This is a genomic window from Shewanella donghaensis (assembly GCF_007567505.1).
Taxonomy (GTDB): domain Bacteria; phylum Pseudomonadota; class Gammaproteobacteria; order Enterobacterales; family Shewanellaceae; genus Shewanella; species Shewanella donghaensis.
Genome location: NZ_CP041783.1, coordinates 2,073,043 through 2,088,243 on the forward strand (window position 1 = coordinate 2,073,043; position 15,201 = coordinate 2,088,243).

Annotated in this window: 13 protein-coding genes; 4 read left to right on the forward strand and 9 right to left on the reverse strand. The window is 40.4% G+C overall.

From position 1 onward, the window contains the following. Positions 1 to 426 precede the first annotated feature (426 nt). The 4 genes from bufA2 (at position 427) to FPK91_RS08915 (ending at position 4,697) form a co-directional block, all read left to right on the forward strand. Positions 427 to 885 carry a BufA2 family periplasmic bufferin-type metallophore gene (bufA2, locus tag FPK91_RS08900; RefSeq protein WP_144210590.1) on the forward strand — a complete coding sequence of 153 codons (459 nt, stop codon included), beginning with the start codon at positions 427 to 429 and terminating at the stop codon, positions 883 to 885. 137 nt (positions 886 to 1,022) lie between these two features. After that, positions 1,023 to 1,940, forward strand: a complete 918-nt coding sequence (bufB, locus tag FPK91_RS08905; RefSeq protein ID WP_144210592.1) for an MNIO family bufferin maturase — start codon at positions 1,023 to 1,025, stop codon at positions 1,938 to 1,940. Further along, entirely contained in the window at positions 1,937 to 2,734 is a 798-nt protein-coding gene (locus FPK91_RS08910) for an HvfC/BufC N-terminal domain-containing protein (protein ID WP_144210594.1), read from the forward strand. The genes bufB and FPK91_RS08910 overlap by 4 nt, the downstream gene beginning before the upstream one ends. Before the next feature lie 502 nt (positions 2,735 to 3,236). After that, complete coding sequence (locus FPK91_RS08915; RefSeq protein ID WP_144210596.1) at positions 3,237 to 4,697, forward strand: hypothetical protein; 1,461 nt, start codon at positions 3,237 to 3,239, stop codon at positions 4,695 to 4,697. Positions 4,698 to 4,882: 185 nt separating this feature from the next. Here FPK91_RS08915 and FPK91_RS08920 read toward each other — a convergent pair whose 3' ends face one another. From FPK91_RS08920 to FPK91_RS08960, 9 genes are all read right to left on the reverse strand, one after another. Continuing rightward, positions 4,883 to 6,214: a sensor histidine kinase gene (locus tag FPK91_RS08920; protein WP_144210598.1), complete on the reverse strand. Its 1,332-nt coding sequence runs from the start codon at positions 6,212 to 6,214 to the stop codon at positions 4,883 to 4,885. A 54-nt stretch (positions 6,215 to 6,268) separates the two neighbouring features. Next, positions 6,269 to 7,705: a sigma-54-dependent transcriptional regulator gene (locus tag FPK91_RS08925; RefSeq protein ID WP_144210600.1), complete on the reverse strand. Its 1,437-nt coding sequence runs from the start codon at positions 7,703 to 7,705 to the stop codon at positions 6,269 to 6,271. A 96-nt stretch (positions 7,706 to 7,801) separates the two neighbouring features. Next, a complete protein-coding gene (locus FPK91_RS08930) occupies positions 7,802 to 9,010 on the reverse strand; it encodes an FtsX-like permease family protein (RefSeq protein WP_144210602.1) in 1,209 nt (402 codons plus the stop codon). Between the two features lie 24 nt (positions 9,011 to 9,034). Next, on the reverse strand, positions 9,035 to 10,348 hold the full coding sequence (locus FPK91_RS08935; RefSeq protein ID WP_144210603.1) for an ABC transporter permease: 1,314 nt from the start codon (positions 10,346 to 10,348) through the stop codon (positions 9,035 to 9,037). 21 nt (positions 10,349 to 10,369) lie between these two features. After that, complete coding sequence (locus FPK91_RS08940) at positions 10,370 to 11,131, reverse strand: ABC transporter ATP-binding protein (RefSeq protein WP_144210605.1); 762 nt, start codon at positions 11,129 to 11,131, stop codon at positions 10,370 to 10,372. Positions 11,132 to 11,235: 104 nt separating this feature from the next. Next, entirely contained in the window at positions 11,236 to 11,469 is a 234-nt protein-coding gene (locus FPK91_RS08945; protein ID WP_144210607.1) for a hypothetical protein, read from the reverse strand. A 94-nt stretch (positions 11,470 to 11,563) separates the two neighbouring features. Continuing rightward, on the reverse strand, positions 11,564 to 12,823 hold the full coding sequence (locus FPK91_RS08950; protein ID WP_144210609.1) for an efflux RND transporter periplasmic adaptor subunit: 1,260 nt from the start codon (positions 12,821 to 12,823) through the stop codon (positions 11,564 to 11,566). Positions 12,824 to 13,080: 257 nt separating this feature from the next. Next, positions 13,081 to 13,884: a cobalamin-binding protein gene (locus tag FPK91_RS08955; RefSeq protein ID WP_227006758.1), complete on the reverse strand. Its 804-nt coding sequence runs from the start codon at positions 13,882 to 13,884 to the stop codon at positions 13,081 to 13,083. Between the two features lie 185 nt (positions 13,885 to 14,069). Next, positions 14,070 to 15,107 (reverse strand): DUF2235 domain-containing protein, encoded by a 1,038-nt coding sequence (locus FPK91_RS08960; protein ID WP_144210613.1) that lies wholly within the window; start codon positions 15,105 to 15,107, stop codon positions 14,070 to 14,072. Positions 15,108 to 15,201: the final 94 nt, after the last annotated feature.

The window sequence follows — 15,201 nt, forward strand, 5'->3', positions numbered from 1 at the left end:
GAGCAAGTTAAGTTTATTAGCTGCTAGTAAATCATTAATTGCTTTTTTAACGCAACAAATAATAAAACTTATCATTGATAAATGGTTGTTTTAGTTCAACTGTATGGCTTACCTACCGCTTAATCATTAATTTATGCACTGTCACCAGAATTTAATTTAAACAAACTGAATCATATTTAAGCGCCTAAAATATAAAGATAAAACTAAAATTCTTCGCCTCAAAAACGTAACAGTTCAGTAACAATATTCATCTATACTGAAAGTTCTTGCTCCAGTGAACGGTCAATATAAACACCTGCTTTGAAGAATGATTACAGTTAAACACACTGGTTATACATATCAATCTATAGGTAGGAAGGCATATAAATACCACGATTAGCGCCTGAATTCAGGTCAAAATATTACTTATTGAAGCAAGGAAATATCATGAATACCAAAGCACAAAATACCTTATCAGGTGCAGCATTAGCTCTAGCAATGGCAAGTTTATCGGGTCAAGCAATGGCGGGTGAAACAAACACGGCCCCTGCTGCTGGCGAAACTGATTTAGTCCATTGTTACGATGTGAATGTGTGTAAAGGCCACAATGATTGCGGAACAGCAGACAATGCCTGTAAGGGCCAAGCAAGTTGCGAAGGAACCGGCTTTGTTGGTATGCCTTCAAAAGCCTGTGGCGATGTTGGCGGAACAGTAAAAGATGATTGGGTTGGTAAAATAACCAAGGCTGACTTAGTGCATTGCTACGGCGTGAATGTATGTAAAGGCCATAATGATTGTAAAGGCGCTGATAATGCCTGTGGCGGTCATGCAAGCTGTAAAGGGACTGGATTTGTAAATACCACTGCAAAATCTTGTGCTGATATAGGCGGCAACACCAATTCGTAATACCACCGAATTGTGCTAGCCATATATTGATAGAATTAACGTTTCGGTATGATTCATCCCCTGAATGCCGAATCGTTGATCTTCTATTGATCTAGCACGTATTGAACTGTCTTATAAAGATTTAAAGGATACATTGAATGATAGACCCAAAAATCACCCATGATTTTATTGGCTTTGGATTAGGTCTACGGACAGATCATTTCGAGTATATTTTAAATAACCAACCAGACATCGACTGGTTTGAAGTATTAACTGAAAATTATTTGGTAGATGGTGGAAAACCCCGCTATTACCTAGAAGCCATTGCAGAGCAATACCCTGTGGTCATGCATGGTGTGTCAATGTCGATTGGCAGCACCGATCCCTTAGATATGGATTACCTTAAATCATTAAAAAAGCTCAGTAACGAAATTAATCCTAAGTGGATTTCAGATCATATCTGTTGGACATCCATCCATGGCATTAACAGTCACGATTTATTGCCTCTGCCCTATACCGAAGAAACCGTTAAGCATGTGGCCGAAAGAGTCAAAATTGTTCAAGACTTTTTAGGGCGACGATTATTGCTTGAAAATGTGTCTAGCTACTTATCTTACAAAGATTCCACCATGGATGAATGGGACTTTTTATCTCAAGTCGCGGAAGAAGCTGATTGCTTAATATTATTAGATATTAATAATATCTACGTCAGCGCCCGTAACCATTTTTTTAATCCGTTAGATTATTTGAATAAAATTGATCCTCGACGGGTGCAACAATTTCATTTGGCCGGTCATTCAGATCATGGTGAGTATGTTATTGATACCCACGATCATGATGTGCCACCAACGGTATGGACACTTTATCAAGCGGCATTAGAACGCTTTGGTTCAATCAGTACCATGATAGAGCGAGATGCTAATATCCCTGAGTTCCCAGCGATGTATCAAGAGCTACTTGAAGCTAAACACATAGCAGAGTTAACCTTGCCAAATAATGCAGATATCGCTAAGTCTAGACTTAGACCCAATGGCATGAATAATCCGCTGTTACAGCAACACAAGGTAATGGCATGAGTCGATTAGCAGAAATTCAGCAGCAGTTTATGCACTACCTTTTAGCTGCTGATAATGACAAATCAGATAGCGAAGAATTAACTCATCAGATTAGCCAACAACAGGGTTTATCGGCCAAACACCGATTACAAATTTACGCTAATGCCTACCGAATTCGATTAACCGAAACCATGGAAACTGATCATCAAATATTAGGTTTATATTTGGGTGATGATCTGTTTGATAAAATGGCTAAAGAATACACCCAAGCATTTCCTTCTAAAGCCAAATCTTTACGTCAGTTTTGTGATAATTTACCTTCATTTTTGGCTAGCGATAGCTTTTTTTCAGCACACCCAATACTTGCTGACTTAGCCAGATTTGAACGCCGTTTACTCAACGCCTTTGATGCTGCTGAAGCCCCAAGAGCTGATTATAGTGAATTACAAAATATCCCACCTCAACAATGGCCTGATATCTGTTTACGATTCCACCCCAGCGTGCAGCTTTTTAAATGTAAAAGTAATGCCGTAGAAAGCTGGCAAGCATTGAAAGGGGATGAACAACCTAAAGCACCAGATTATCAAATTGAGCGATACTGGTTACTGTGGCGTAACCAACAACGACTCACCCAATTTGAATCGTTACATCAAAGTCAATTTGCTTTAATTAATGGCTTTATTGAAGGCCATAACTTCGCTCAACAATGTGAGTTAATGCTCAATTGGTATGAAGCAGATTTAGCGCCGATGAAAGTATTACAGACTCTGCAGGATTGGTTTGCTAAGGGCATCATCCGTTCAGTGATAGTTTAATTAATTATTTTTATAAAAATACTTAAGCTTTATCCATGGCGTCAGTATAAAGTCTGAGGCAGAATTAATCGTAACTTAAACCAAACTAAACCTTAAGTAATCCTTCTTCTTGAACCAAGTTACTGTTTAAGCACGTTGCTACAAGCCTTAATGCATAAGGCTTAAAATATATCACTCTGATTAAAACCCCAGTAAACCTACATTCCTGCCAGTTTAATCCCCGTAACGCAAATGCAGCTTCTGTATTAATCTTGAACGTTTACCATTTGTTTTATGCACAAGTTTTAAGTAACTATTCTTAAAAAACCTTTTGACACACTTGTTAACAAGTTGTTAAGTTAGAGTTTATGCTCCAACGAATGAATTTAAATAATCATAAAAATAGCGTCACCAAATTCAGACCATTTGGACTAATTATATTCACATATTTCTATGCGGATATAATTGCAGTAAAGCCATGATGGAGAAATAGCCCCTATTAAACTCTAGGAAGCAAAAAGTCATGAACAGAATGTTAGTGCTCATTTTAGCCATAATCAGTTTACAAGTTTCAGCTAAGTCTTTACCGCCAATTTTGGACCACCTGCCAGTGTGTTCTCCAACGGTCATTGATGGAATTTATGTGGAAAATACCCTTAAAAATAGCTCAAATGATAAATTGATCGCCACTAGCTTTCGTCTCATCCAACAAAAAGCCAAAGATAAAAGAGTCGATGCCGTCATCATCACGAATTTAATTGAGGCTAACAAAATTATTATTACGGCTGACTTGATTGATTTTTGCGACGAGAATGACAGCTTATCATCAGTCAAAACGGCTTATAATCAATTCAGTCGTAAACCCGTTAGCTTCACATCAAACACAACAAACACGTCAACAAGTGCCTCAATTAATACAAGAAGCACCAGTATTGCCAAAGCTAAAACGCCAACTCCAGTTGTTATAGAAACGTCAATACCAACTAACACCTCTGCAGAACAACGGTCTTTAAGCTCAAGTATCCCGACCTTATCAGACAGAGAATTATCAATACTTGCCAATCAAGTCGGTTCACCGCCAACTAATGTGACCCTATCTAGCGCTTACGGACTTAAAATTAATGACTCAACTCAGCGCTTAAGCGAATTGCTTGGCCCTGCCAGTGCCTTGTTTACCTTAAGTGACCGGACCCAAGCTTGGCTTTATGGACGTCAACTGTGGTTTTTTATTGAGAATGAAAAAATCCAGCAGATATCTTACAAAGATCGTTCGATGCTCAACTACAACGGCAAAAATCTGATTAGCTACAATGAAAACTTTGATAATAACTGGCTTATTGATGACAAAGCGGGTTACCGAGATGAAGTATTAGAGGTGCGTACAAAACTCGATTACTTAAAACAAAAAAGTAGTGAAGAATATATCGTCTCAAACAACAGTAATTTGCTCACTTTAAAGTTTAATGAGTTCTCTTCCATTACCGATGAAAACCCTGAGTTGTTATTAACTGGCTTTACATTTCAATCTCGAAAATACAGTAATAAAGAAAATAAAATTTTATATTCTGATATCAATACTCAAGAGTTAACTGAGGTGCTTCTGCCATCAGAGAATGATCAACCTAGCACCCTTGATAGCCTAGTAAGCCGTTATGTACCTAACGTTATTCAATTTTCAGATAACGGCGTGTGGAGCCTACTATCCAAAAATGTTCAGGTTAAACATGATAATAATGTCATTAGAAAGGTAAAACTCTCCGAGAGTATCAACTACCCTATCGAGTCTGATGCACAATTTATGAGTTATTTAAAATCCATTAATGTTCCTGCTACTCGAGAAGCCATGTTGGCTCACTTTAGTGACAAGGCAACCTCATGGTTAGAGATAGTCAATGTTGAAAATGATGACTTTGTACTCAGGGCAGAGTTCACTTCTGAAGATGATGATGCCATGCTAATTGCACTGGAAGTTGAGTATTTATAACCACTTATAAGCTACGCTTATAAACAGCAGTCATCACTCGCTTAAACAGTGATATTGCTTTCAATACTTCAATACTTCAATACTTCAATACTTCAATACTTCAATACTTCAAAAGAGTAAGCCCAATAGTTTGTAATTATTGAGCTTACTCTGTTATTCATTAAGCCACTGCTATTAATAATCTGTTACTTTTCGTTAGGTAACCACAGTTTCACGCTTAAGCCCTTTTCTGCGCGGTTTTGCATGGTGATATGACCGCCATGGGCTTCGACAATTTCACGGCATAATGGCAAGCCAATACCGGTACCTGATTGCTTAGTTGAATAAAACGGTAATAAGGCTTGGGATAACACCTCACTGGACATTCCAGAGCCATTATCTTCAATGGTTATCACCACGCCTAACATGGGGTGAGTAACTTCCAGTAACGTCACGCTAACCCCATCTTTAGCAGCACCAGATTCATGAGCATTTTTCAGCAAATTAATCAGCACTTGCTCAAGTTGTACACTATCTAACTCAATAGGTTGTTGTGGTAATAATGAGGTCAATGTAAAGGGATATTGCTGTGCTAACTGCTCCATTAAGTTTTCCCAATTAACGGGTGACTTTTTCGGTAAAGGCAGCTTAGCGAATTGGGCATAATGGGAAATAAATTGGCTTAAATGCGCGGTGCGGTTTTCTATGGTATCGAATATGAGCGCTAATCTTTCATTATCAAAATCTTTAGTGAGCACTCTGCCAGAATTAACCATTGAAGCTATCGGCGCCACTGAATTATTGAGCTCATGACTAATAATTCGAATCACTTTTTTCCACACCGCCACTTCTTGGCGATTCAGCTCTTTGGTCAGTTGTTTAAGTAGAATTAAATGATGGCGTTGGTTGTTTTGATTAAATTGCCCACGGGATATATGCCATGTTTCGATTTCACCCGCGCTATCATCGCTTAACCCTTCGCCATTAGCATCGATGGAAAACAAGCCTTCATGCTCACTATTTAATGCCTGTTTTAACGCTAATGGTAACACTGATATGAGATCTGAAAGCAGCATACCTTCAATTCTAATACCTTGGTTAAATAGGTGTCTGGCGGCATCATTTGCATAAATAATGCGTTGATTATCATCCACCAGCAACATGATATTAGGCGAATTTTGAATGACTTTATCAAGCATTAATTCACGCTGATAAATAAACTGTCGCTCTTTGCGTAATTTCGCTGAAGCCTGATTATATAAATTAGCCAGTGAACTCAATTGAGGGTCATCATAACCTGGTAATGACACGCTAAATTCATTGTCTTTAAAGTTGAGTAAACCCACTTCTAAAGCTTGTAAGCTATCGGCTAGTTCACGCGTTAACATCATGCTTAGTAAAAAACAGACTCCCAAACACACGATAACGATAACCCATAACGAATCATCACCTAACCATTGCCACAGGCCATAACCCACTAGCAGTGACAATAAAATGCTAGCTAAATTTCCTAATACGAGTTTGTTACGTAAGCTCATTTAATATGGATTCTCTACGTTTTTAAGCATTTATTTTAGTAAAAAGTAAGCTAATTATTTAGAACCTGCCTCTTTAGAAACGCTTTCTTTAGCAACAGTCAGCTTATATTTATCCATGCGTCGATATAACGCTTGCCGACTTAGCCCCAAAGATTTAGCCACTCTCGATATCACGCCATTGTGCGCCACTAAAGCTTGTTCAATTTGTTGCTTATCTGGCTCTACAGTGGTGTTTGTCGACGTCACTGTTTTGTCTTGAGTAGGAAGCGGGTTCTTCGACGGCATCGATATTGATGCACTTTGCTCAGTAAGGGTTTGTAACATTGAAAGTCCTAAATCAGCACTACTTAATTGCGATGTCTTAGCCAGTAATACCGCTCTTTTACAGACATTTTCAAGCTCTCGCACGTTACCTGACCAAGCATGATTCAACAGTGCTTGTTGAGCTTGTTTATCAAAACTAAATGTCTCACCCACAAAGAAACTGGCTAAGGGTAATATGTCATCAATGCGCTGATTAAGCGGCGCTATCGGCAGTTCGATGACATTTAAACGATAGAATAAATCTTCTCGAAACTGACCATTAGCAATGTCTTCGGCTAAATCGGCATTGGTAGCACTAATAACACGTACATTAACCTTGCGAGTTTGATGACTGCCTAAGCGCTCAAACTCACCCGTTTGTAATACCCGCAATAACTTCACTTGTCCAGATAAAGGCAAGTTACCAATTTCGTCTAAAAATAAAGTGCCGCCATCCGCCGCTTCAAAACGGCCAATACGTGCTTTATTTGCGCCAGTAAAAGCCCCCGCTTCGGCGCCAAATAGCTCAGCTTCCAATAAGTCCATTGGCAATGCGCCAATGTTCACTTTTATAAACGGCTTACTTTTTAACAATGAATTCGCTTGGACAATATCGGCAATCTTGTCTTTACCTGCGCCATTGGGGCCGGTGATCATCACCGACACATCTGAGCGTGCGACTTGCAATGCTAAGTCTATGCAACGCTGCATGGCGCCGCTGCCAAATACCATACCGCACAAGTCAGCGTCTTTAATGGCGCTCATGCGTTCAGAATCAACCCGAGACAATTGATTATTTTGTTTTGAAAGGTGATAAATCGACAGTAAATTACTGATGCTATTAAGCAACTTGGCATCATCCCAAGGTTTGCCCATGTAATCAGCAGCCCCAGCTTTCACCAGCTCAACCGCGGTTTCAAGTTGAGTCCATGCGGTCATTAAGATGATAGGTAAGTTGGGTTGTTGTTCCCTTAGGGTATAAAACAACTGGCGTCCTTCTTCACCAGAGGTGGTGTCCTGGGTGAAGTTCATATCCTGAATAACCAAGCTGATATCTTGCTCAGCGACAATCTGTAAAGCCTGCTCTGGGGTTTCGCAGCTTAATGATTTATAGCCATGAATATCCAACATTAAAGTCAGAGCGCTACAAATGGCATGATTATCATCAACGACTAAAATACTATCCATGTGTGTTCATTGTTCTCTTTTTAGGGGTACCCAGATTGGGATCAAACTACCGTAAAATAGCCTCATTTACGAGAACCATCTTACGGTATGCTTGCTCTAAACGCTGCGAGTGGCCATAGCAGGCGAAATACTTGAAGCGCGAACGGCTGGAATAATTACCGCGAGTGTGGTTACTACCAATAAACCCACTGCTGCAGCTATTGGATAAATACTCGGTAACATAGGTAGGCTATATAGCTTCATTAATTGTTGGCCTAATTGCATAGCCAGTAAGCCACCGATAATGCCACCAGCAATACAGATTAAATAGTTTTCCACCATGAAGTAACTCACGATATCGCTTCTCTTTGCACCTAGAGCACGGCGCGTACCTATCTGTTTAGTACGGCGCTGAATGTTAAACATCACCATACCCGTTAAGCCTAATGCTGTAATCAATAATAGAAGCACCACCATCATACTCAGCACTGTCGCCATTAAACGATGATTACTGTAAGTTCGATCTTTCAACTCTGCCAGTGAGGTAAAATCATCAATAACCCGATTAGGGTTTTCGGCATGTAAGGCTGTTGTAATGACAGCTTCTAAATCTGCAATATGTTCAGGTAGTGCCCGCACCATATAAGATTTATTGGCACTTTGACCACTAAAATCAATATTTTGCATCACACTGTATTCAAAGTTATCACTATTGACCCAAGCGCCTTGCAGCTTTTCAATCACCCCGATTATTTCAATGGGCGTCTCGCCTTGATACATTATTTTGCCCACGGGTGATTCATCGCCCCAAAACGCTTTGGCTAAAGGAAGTGATACCATTGCTAACATACCGCTGTCATCTAGACTGTCATTCATTTCTTCAGGCCTAAAATTACGCCCCTCAATTAACTTCGCTCCCATAGTATTGAGTAGGTGCTCACTACCTAAATAAAAAGCAAAGTTGGGGGTTCTTTTGGCTGTTTCAGCATCAGGTCCATCATTATAAATATCTGACCAACCGCTATCGCTTAATGGCATCATATTGGCAGATGACGCATCTATCACATTAGGTAAATTTCGCAGTATTTGTTGGTCAACTTGGTTCTGCAGCAAGTTATCAATGGCTGGGTCAAAGTTATAAACATTAAATTTAAAGATTTGCTCTTCAGCGTAACCAGAGTCCCGCTGCATCATGGTTAAACGTTCATGAATGATAAAACTGGCATTAGCCACAATAGCTACTGAAAGCATGATTTGCAGTAATAACAAAACTGGCGCGCTCTTACTGCGCAATAAACTCGATATTATCGGTTTAATATGTAACATGTCGAATTCCTTTTTCTTAGTTAGCTATTGCGCTTTTAAGTAAACACTTGGCTTAGTACGGCAAACTACCCATGCAGGATACACACCCGCTAATACCGCTGTTGAAATGGCAATTAACGGGGTAATAATCCACATGCTGCTATCAAGCCCTGCCACGCTGGCATCAACATGAAACTGTGATTCAAGCAGGGTTAATGCCCCCCAAGCCCATAACAACCCGACCACGCCTCCAATAAAACCGATAATGCCAACCTCAACCATATACTGGCTGAATATTTGTCTACGGCTAGCACCTATGGCACGGCGAACGCCGACTTCTGGCGCACGTTTTAAGAATTTGGTTAATAACAAACCAAGAATATTGACTAAACATACCGTCAAAAATAATACACTCAGTCCCACTAAGATTTTGTTATCCCTAGGTACGACATTATTGTCTTCAAGCCATTTTTCCACATTACTTATCTGTACAGCTTCTTTGGCTGTTTTAGCCGTATCAGTAAAGCGACCAAAGCTGCGCTGCTGTTCAACATACTGGCTAAGCCAACTTTTATACTGCTGCTTCTCAGCATCTGTTTTTAATAGCGTCCAAAAGTGAATCCAGGTTTTTTCAGAATTAAGACGGTCTTGATAGGTGATCATCGGCTCAAACTTCCAGCCACTGGTATTACCCCACACATCAAATTGCTCTAGAGGTGTGATTGAAAATGGAATAAAAATCTCTTCTGCGTTTCCAAATGCTTGATTGCTAGGGTCATAATATTTGGGTTTAGGGCTCCACTCTTTAATGACCCCAACAATTTGATAAGGCTTACGGTTTAGATAAATTGTTTTGCCGACACTATTAACCCCATCAAAAAAGCTTTGGTTAAGTTTTTCTCCTATTACGACTTGATAGGCAGGCTGCACATCGACACTTTTGTCCCAACGACCACCGTATAAAAATGGCACCTCAAAAATGGTAAAAAAATCACTATCGGTAACCCGCACACCTTTTAATACTGGTTGTATTTCAGGATCATCTGACTGCATCGCTAAACCCGTTCGAAAAGAGGCCGCTTTAACTGCTAGATCATTATTATTGCGAAGATTGGTCACATCGGTATAAGTGAGGTTAGATTGAAAATCATCCCACGAGTCTAATCCTTGACTCCACAATTGAATCGAATTGATTTGATCACTACGATCTCCAGCCGGGTTATACGACATGGTTTTATAAACATTTAAGGTGGTGATAGTAATGCCTATCCCAATGGATATGGCGAGTATCATTAGCAATGACAACATGGGGGTTTTCTTGATGCTGCGCCAAGCAAGATCGCAATAATATAAAAACATAGTGACTCTCCTACTGAGTGATTAAGCGCCGTTAGCGACTTTTGGCTGCTGAGAAGATTGTTGGTCTGCTGCTTTTTGCAGATCGCTCACCACACTATGGTCAGCTTGCTGATACATAGAAAAGTCACACACTTGACCATCAACGATTTGAATATTGCGTTGAGCGCGGCGAGCGAGTTCTGCATCATGAGTCACCATGATAATGGTGGTGCCTGACTGATTAATATTTTCCAATAACTCCATCACTTGGCGCGCCATTAAGCTGTCTAAATTACCCGTTGGTTCATCGGCAAGTAAAAAGCGTGGTTCACCAGCCAAAGCGCGAGCAATAGCGACTCGCTGCTGTTGTCCACCGGATAGTTGGGTCGGTAAATGCTTCATTCTGGCAGCAAGACCGACTTGTTCTAATGCTGATTCCACACGGCGCTTGCGTTCAGCGGCATTAAAGCCACGATAGCGCAGCGGTACTTCAACATTTTCAGCTAAATTCAAATCAGGAATAAGGTTAAAGCCTTGGAAAATGAAACCAATTTTTTCATTGCGAACTTGGGCGCTTTTATTGTCATTAAGGTTAGATACATTGACACCGTCTAAGCTGTATTCACCTTCAGTAAAACCTTCAAGTAGACCGGCAATATTCAAGAAGGTCGTTTTACCTGAACCTGATGGCCCTGTTACGGCAACAAACTCCCCTTCTGCGACTTCAAGGTTAAACTCACGTAATGCATGGGTCTCAACTAAGTCCGTTTTGAATACTTTGCTAATATTTTTCATTGATAACATTTTGTATTTCCTTGTTTAACTCGGCGGTATTCCATACCACTTCCAAGTTCAATTAGTTTGTTTAAGGTTCCATATATGATCGATATAGAACGATTGAATATGCGTTAAAAGATCACCACTATCTGTAATGCCGAGGAGATATCGAACTTGATGATGGCGTTAACTAAATCATTCTGAACGGCTTCAGTTGCGCTATCTGACACTTGAGCGGTTAAATCAATGAGCTGAAAAGTGAATGACAACCAGTCTAGGCTGGCATCTATACGATAACTAACCGCTAAACTTAAAAGCATCAAAGCCAGCACACTCATAAAGGGTTTAGTTTGTAATTGTTTCATGGTCGTATCCTTACTTAACATGTGTTGTATATGCACGATATAAACTGGGTTTTATTACTCAAAAACTATCTAATCTAAAGCTATCTAAGTTGAATTACCTAAGCTGAACGGTTTCATCGTTTCTGAAAGCTTCGGTGCCTGAGATAACCCACACATCACCTTCTTTACCGCCTTCAATCACTTCAACTTGGCTCATACTTCTTGCCCCTAGTGTGACTGGCGTTTTATGCACGATATCGTCAGTCAATAAGTAAGCCGATGATCCACCTCTATTTAAAAAGTCACCACGCTTAATCATTAATACATTAGGGCGATTTTCCAATAACACTCTGGCTGATAAACGTTGATTTTGGCGAAGTGACAATTGCTCATCGACATTAAATCGAACTCTTGCTGTCACTTCACGATTACGCACTTCTGGTGAGATTGAAGATAACTGGCCCATAACGTTAATATTGCCAAAACTCAACTCCACATCCATGCCAATGCCTAAGTCATCCGCATAAGATTCAGGTACAGCCAACTCAGCTTCAAATGCACTTAAATCAACCACGGTTAAAATAGGTTGGCTTGTGCCAATGCGGGCTTTTTGCTCCACTAGCCAGTTACCAATAATGCCTTCAACTGGTGCTTTAATGTTAAGTGCAGCTAATTGACGCGCTAACTCCTTGACGACTAACGCTTGTCGAGCGACTTCTAAGCCACGATTTTTCAGTTCAAACGTTAACGTGTCACGCATTAAATCGACTTCTGCAATAGCATGCTTATGCAGCAACTTTGCCTTATGAAGATCATCTTTACCTTTTTCATAATCGATACGGCTTATTAGGCTATTTTCAATCAACTGATTACCACGGCGACTCTCTCGATCAGCGGCTTCTAAATCTACCTTAGCCATATCTAACACTTGGCTAACGCGAAGTTGTTCCCGGCGAGCATCCAATTTGGCCCGCTCTAAATTACTTTCCATTGAGGTATATAATGATTGCTGCTGCTCATAGGTATTTTGTAATTTAGGGCTTTCTATTTGAGCAACGACTTGGCCAAATTCGACGATATCTCCAGGTTGGCTCAGCATAGTCACCACACCTTGTTCAGTGCTATATAAAACAGGTGCATTAGCAGCAACGATTTTCCCGGTGGTAGCAATATCGCGAACCAATGTGCCGCGAGTCAGCGTGGCTAGTCTTAAATCTGTTGAATCAATTGAGCGAATATTATTGCCATTCCCTAAGCTTGCCCACACCAACGCACTCATCAACAAGCCAAGGGTACCAATCACTAATGGCATTTTGAGCTTGCTCGTCACCTTCGGTTGGATAACCTTGTCTTGTCCGCTAGTATCTTTAATCATCGTCTTTCCTAGAATGTGCTAATCGTTGCTACATTTCTGATTCATATTGCATTGGATATAGCACAGGCCGTGCCAACTAACGTATAGCATTACAAATCAACAGCTTAAAGAATTTAGTTAAGTTAACGCTTAATAAGAAGTGTCCGCGGACACCCTGTAAAGTGTCCGCATTAAAATGAGAAGTGTCCGAAAACAAAAAAAGTGTCCGAGCGGACACTTTTGGGCAATCTATATTGAATCGATTAATTCAAGCCGCTTTATGGCTGACGCACTTTATCCAATGCACCACACAAGGCTTCAACACCTAAAATAGCCCGTGGTGAGGCACGGTGCAGTACATCAGCATTGAGTTGATAAATATGCTGATTTTTAACCGCCGGTACTTCTGGCCACTTTGACCAATCAACACCAATAACATTACCTTCATCCTGACTTTGCAAAATGACTTCTGGCATGGTGAGCAATACATTTTCAACGCTCACTTGCGGGTATTCACTGGCGGCATCAAGAAAGACATTTTCACCATGACAAGCTTCAATGATATGTTCTATCCAGCTGCCTTTTGAAACCGTCATTAATGGCGTGGACCACAGCTGGTAAAACACACTTACTGGTTTCTTTAATTGATTTTCGGCGCGGATATCGGCTAACTGTTGACGATACTTAGCAGCGACATTAGCCGCTTGTATTTGATTGCCAGTAAGCTCACCCAATTGTTCTAATTCATTGGCCACATCATCAAGGCTTTTAGGGGAGCTATCAAATACCTTAAAACCCAGCGACTTTAATTGTGTAATATCGTCCATTTTATTGCCGCTATTCCACACCACAACCAAATCTGGATTAAGCTCTAACACCCGCTCAATTTGAATCCCGTAATAACCGCCAATACTGGGAATAGCCTTGGCAGCCTCTGGAAAATCAGCGTGATCAGTGGTCGCTACAATATTATCGCCAGCACCAATGGCGTAGAGCATTTCAACGGCATGAGGCGATAACGCAATAATGCGTTTTGCAGACTCAGCTTCTTTTGTCTTAGCGTCTAAAAAAGGACTGTTCATAACGGTGATGATAAAAACGATACTGATGGAAATTCGTGACAACATGTTTTTCCTTTGAAAAATTAAACTGGGGTTATTGGGTCTGCAACCGACTATTACTTCCACCAACTATTACTTCAACCAACTATTACTTCTAACGACTATTACTTCTAACGACTATTACTTCAAACAACTCAGCCAATAAGCTACTGGATGAGTGTATCAGGCCAACCGTGAGTATCGATGTAAGCTTGTAAGTTTTTAGGCCTATATTTCATGTCTGCATCCCATCTTTGTTTCACCGATTGATGTATCCAAATAGGTTTTTCGCAGTCAGTTAACGGGCGGAGATATTCACCAAGGATACGATACACATGTTTTTTGGACTTATGCTTGGTCGCCATTGGGTTAGGATGCAAACTCTCATGCAAATGCGTTTCAAATGATAAATCAAATTCACTGGCTTGCTGCATCATCCATTTCAGTGCGATATCAGATAAACAGGTTTTATCCTTATCAGGCTCATAACTGCCACCTATATTACTGTGAACACCAGCAAACCACACTTGTTGAATATTCATATTGTCGCGAGGTTGCCAAATCGTCGGTTTGAAATCATCTCGAAGTTCATCAATCGCCAGCGCATGACGCGCGACAGTGACATTACGACCTAACTTAGTGTCGTAGAACTCATCTTCGTCTTCGAATATGCCGAGAAAAGAGAACGGAATACCCATCGAGCCTACCGTATCCCATACTCCGACAAATTTAACTTGCCTTGATGGGTGGCTATGCTGCGCACGAAAGGCGACTGATTTATCACCATCTGGTTTATAGTGTTTTGATTTAGTTTTATAGTGATCGAACGCTTGTTGAATTAAGTTTGCATCGAGACGTTTTAAAATACCGCAGTTATTAATTAAGCCACATAAACTACGAATGGTGTACGCGCCGCGACTGAAACCAAACAGATAAATTTCATCGCCATCATTGTAGTTCTGCACAATATAGCGATAACAATCCATGATATTTTTATGCACACCACTGCCGGTTATACCACCAGAAAGTGAATCATAATAAGAGCCTACACCCCAATCATAAAAGACTTGTTGTGGCACCCCATCATCAGCTAAAGGTTTAAGCCCTCTGGCGATACGAAGGACATTGGTAGGAAAATCTTTTTTAAGATTCTTCTCAGGACGGTTCCAGGTACCATCAGCACAGATAACAATGCGTTTTTTCATCACATCTTCCTTGAATAACTAAAATATAAATCATCACTATTAACTATAGCGACTGCTAACTATAACGACTTCGACCTTTAGAGAATAGTCAGCC

Bases quoted from the DNA above. Each gene is read 5' to 3' on its own strand.
- bufB (WP_144210592.1), top strand. From the start codon at position 1,023: ATGATAGACCCAAAAATCACCCATGATTTTATTGGCTTTGGATTAGGT.
- FPK91_RS08930 (WP_144210602.1), bottom strand. From the start codon at position 9,010: ATGTTACATATTAAACCGATAATATCGAGTTTATTGCGCAGTAAGAGC.
- FPK91_RS08960 (WP_144210613.1), bottom strand. From the start codon at position 15,107: ATGAAAAAACGCATTGTTATCTGTGCTGATGGTACCTGGAACCGTCCT.
- bufA2 (WP_144210590.1), top strand. From the start codon at position 427: ATGAATACCAAAGCACAAAATACCTTATCAGGTGCAGCATTAGCTCTA.
- FPK91_RS08950 (WP_144210609.1), bottom strand. From the start codon at position 12,823: ATGATTAAAGATACTAGCGGACAAGACAAGGTTATCCAACCGAAGGTG.
- FPK91_RS08935 (WP_144210603.1), bottom strand. From the start codon at position 10,348: ATGTTTTTATATTATTGCGATCTTGCTTGGCGCAGCATCAAGAAAACC.
- FPK91_RS08920 (WP_144210598.1), bottom strand. From the start codon at position 6,214: ATGAGCTTACGTAACAAACTCGTATTAGGAAATTTAGCTAGCATTTTA.
- FPK91_RS08925 (WP_144210600.1), bottom strand. From the start codon at position 7,705: ATGGATAGTATTTTAGTCGTTGATGATAATCATGCCATTTGTAGCGCT.
- FPK91_RS08940 (WP_144210605.1), bottom strand. From the start codon at position 11,131: ATGTTATCAATGAAAAATATTAGCAAAGTATTCAAAACGGACTTAGTT.
- FPK91_RS08915 (WP_144210596.1), top strand. From the start codon at position 3,237: ATGAACAGAATGTTAGTGCTCATTTTAGCCATAATCAGTTTACAAGTT.
- FPK91_RS08955 (WP_227006758.1), bottom strand. From the start codon at position 13,884: ATGAACAGTCCTTTTTTAGACGCTAAGACAAAAGAAGCTGAGTCTGCA.
- FPK91_RS08910 (WP_144210594.1), top strand. From the start codon at position 1,937: ATGAGTCGATTAGCAGAAATTCAGCAGCAGTTTATGCACTACCTTTTA.
- FPK91_RS08945 (WP_144210607.1), bottom strand. From the start codon at position 11,469: ATGAAACAATTACAAACTAAACCCTTTATGAGTGTGCTGGCTTTGATG.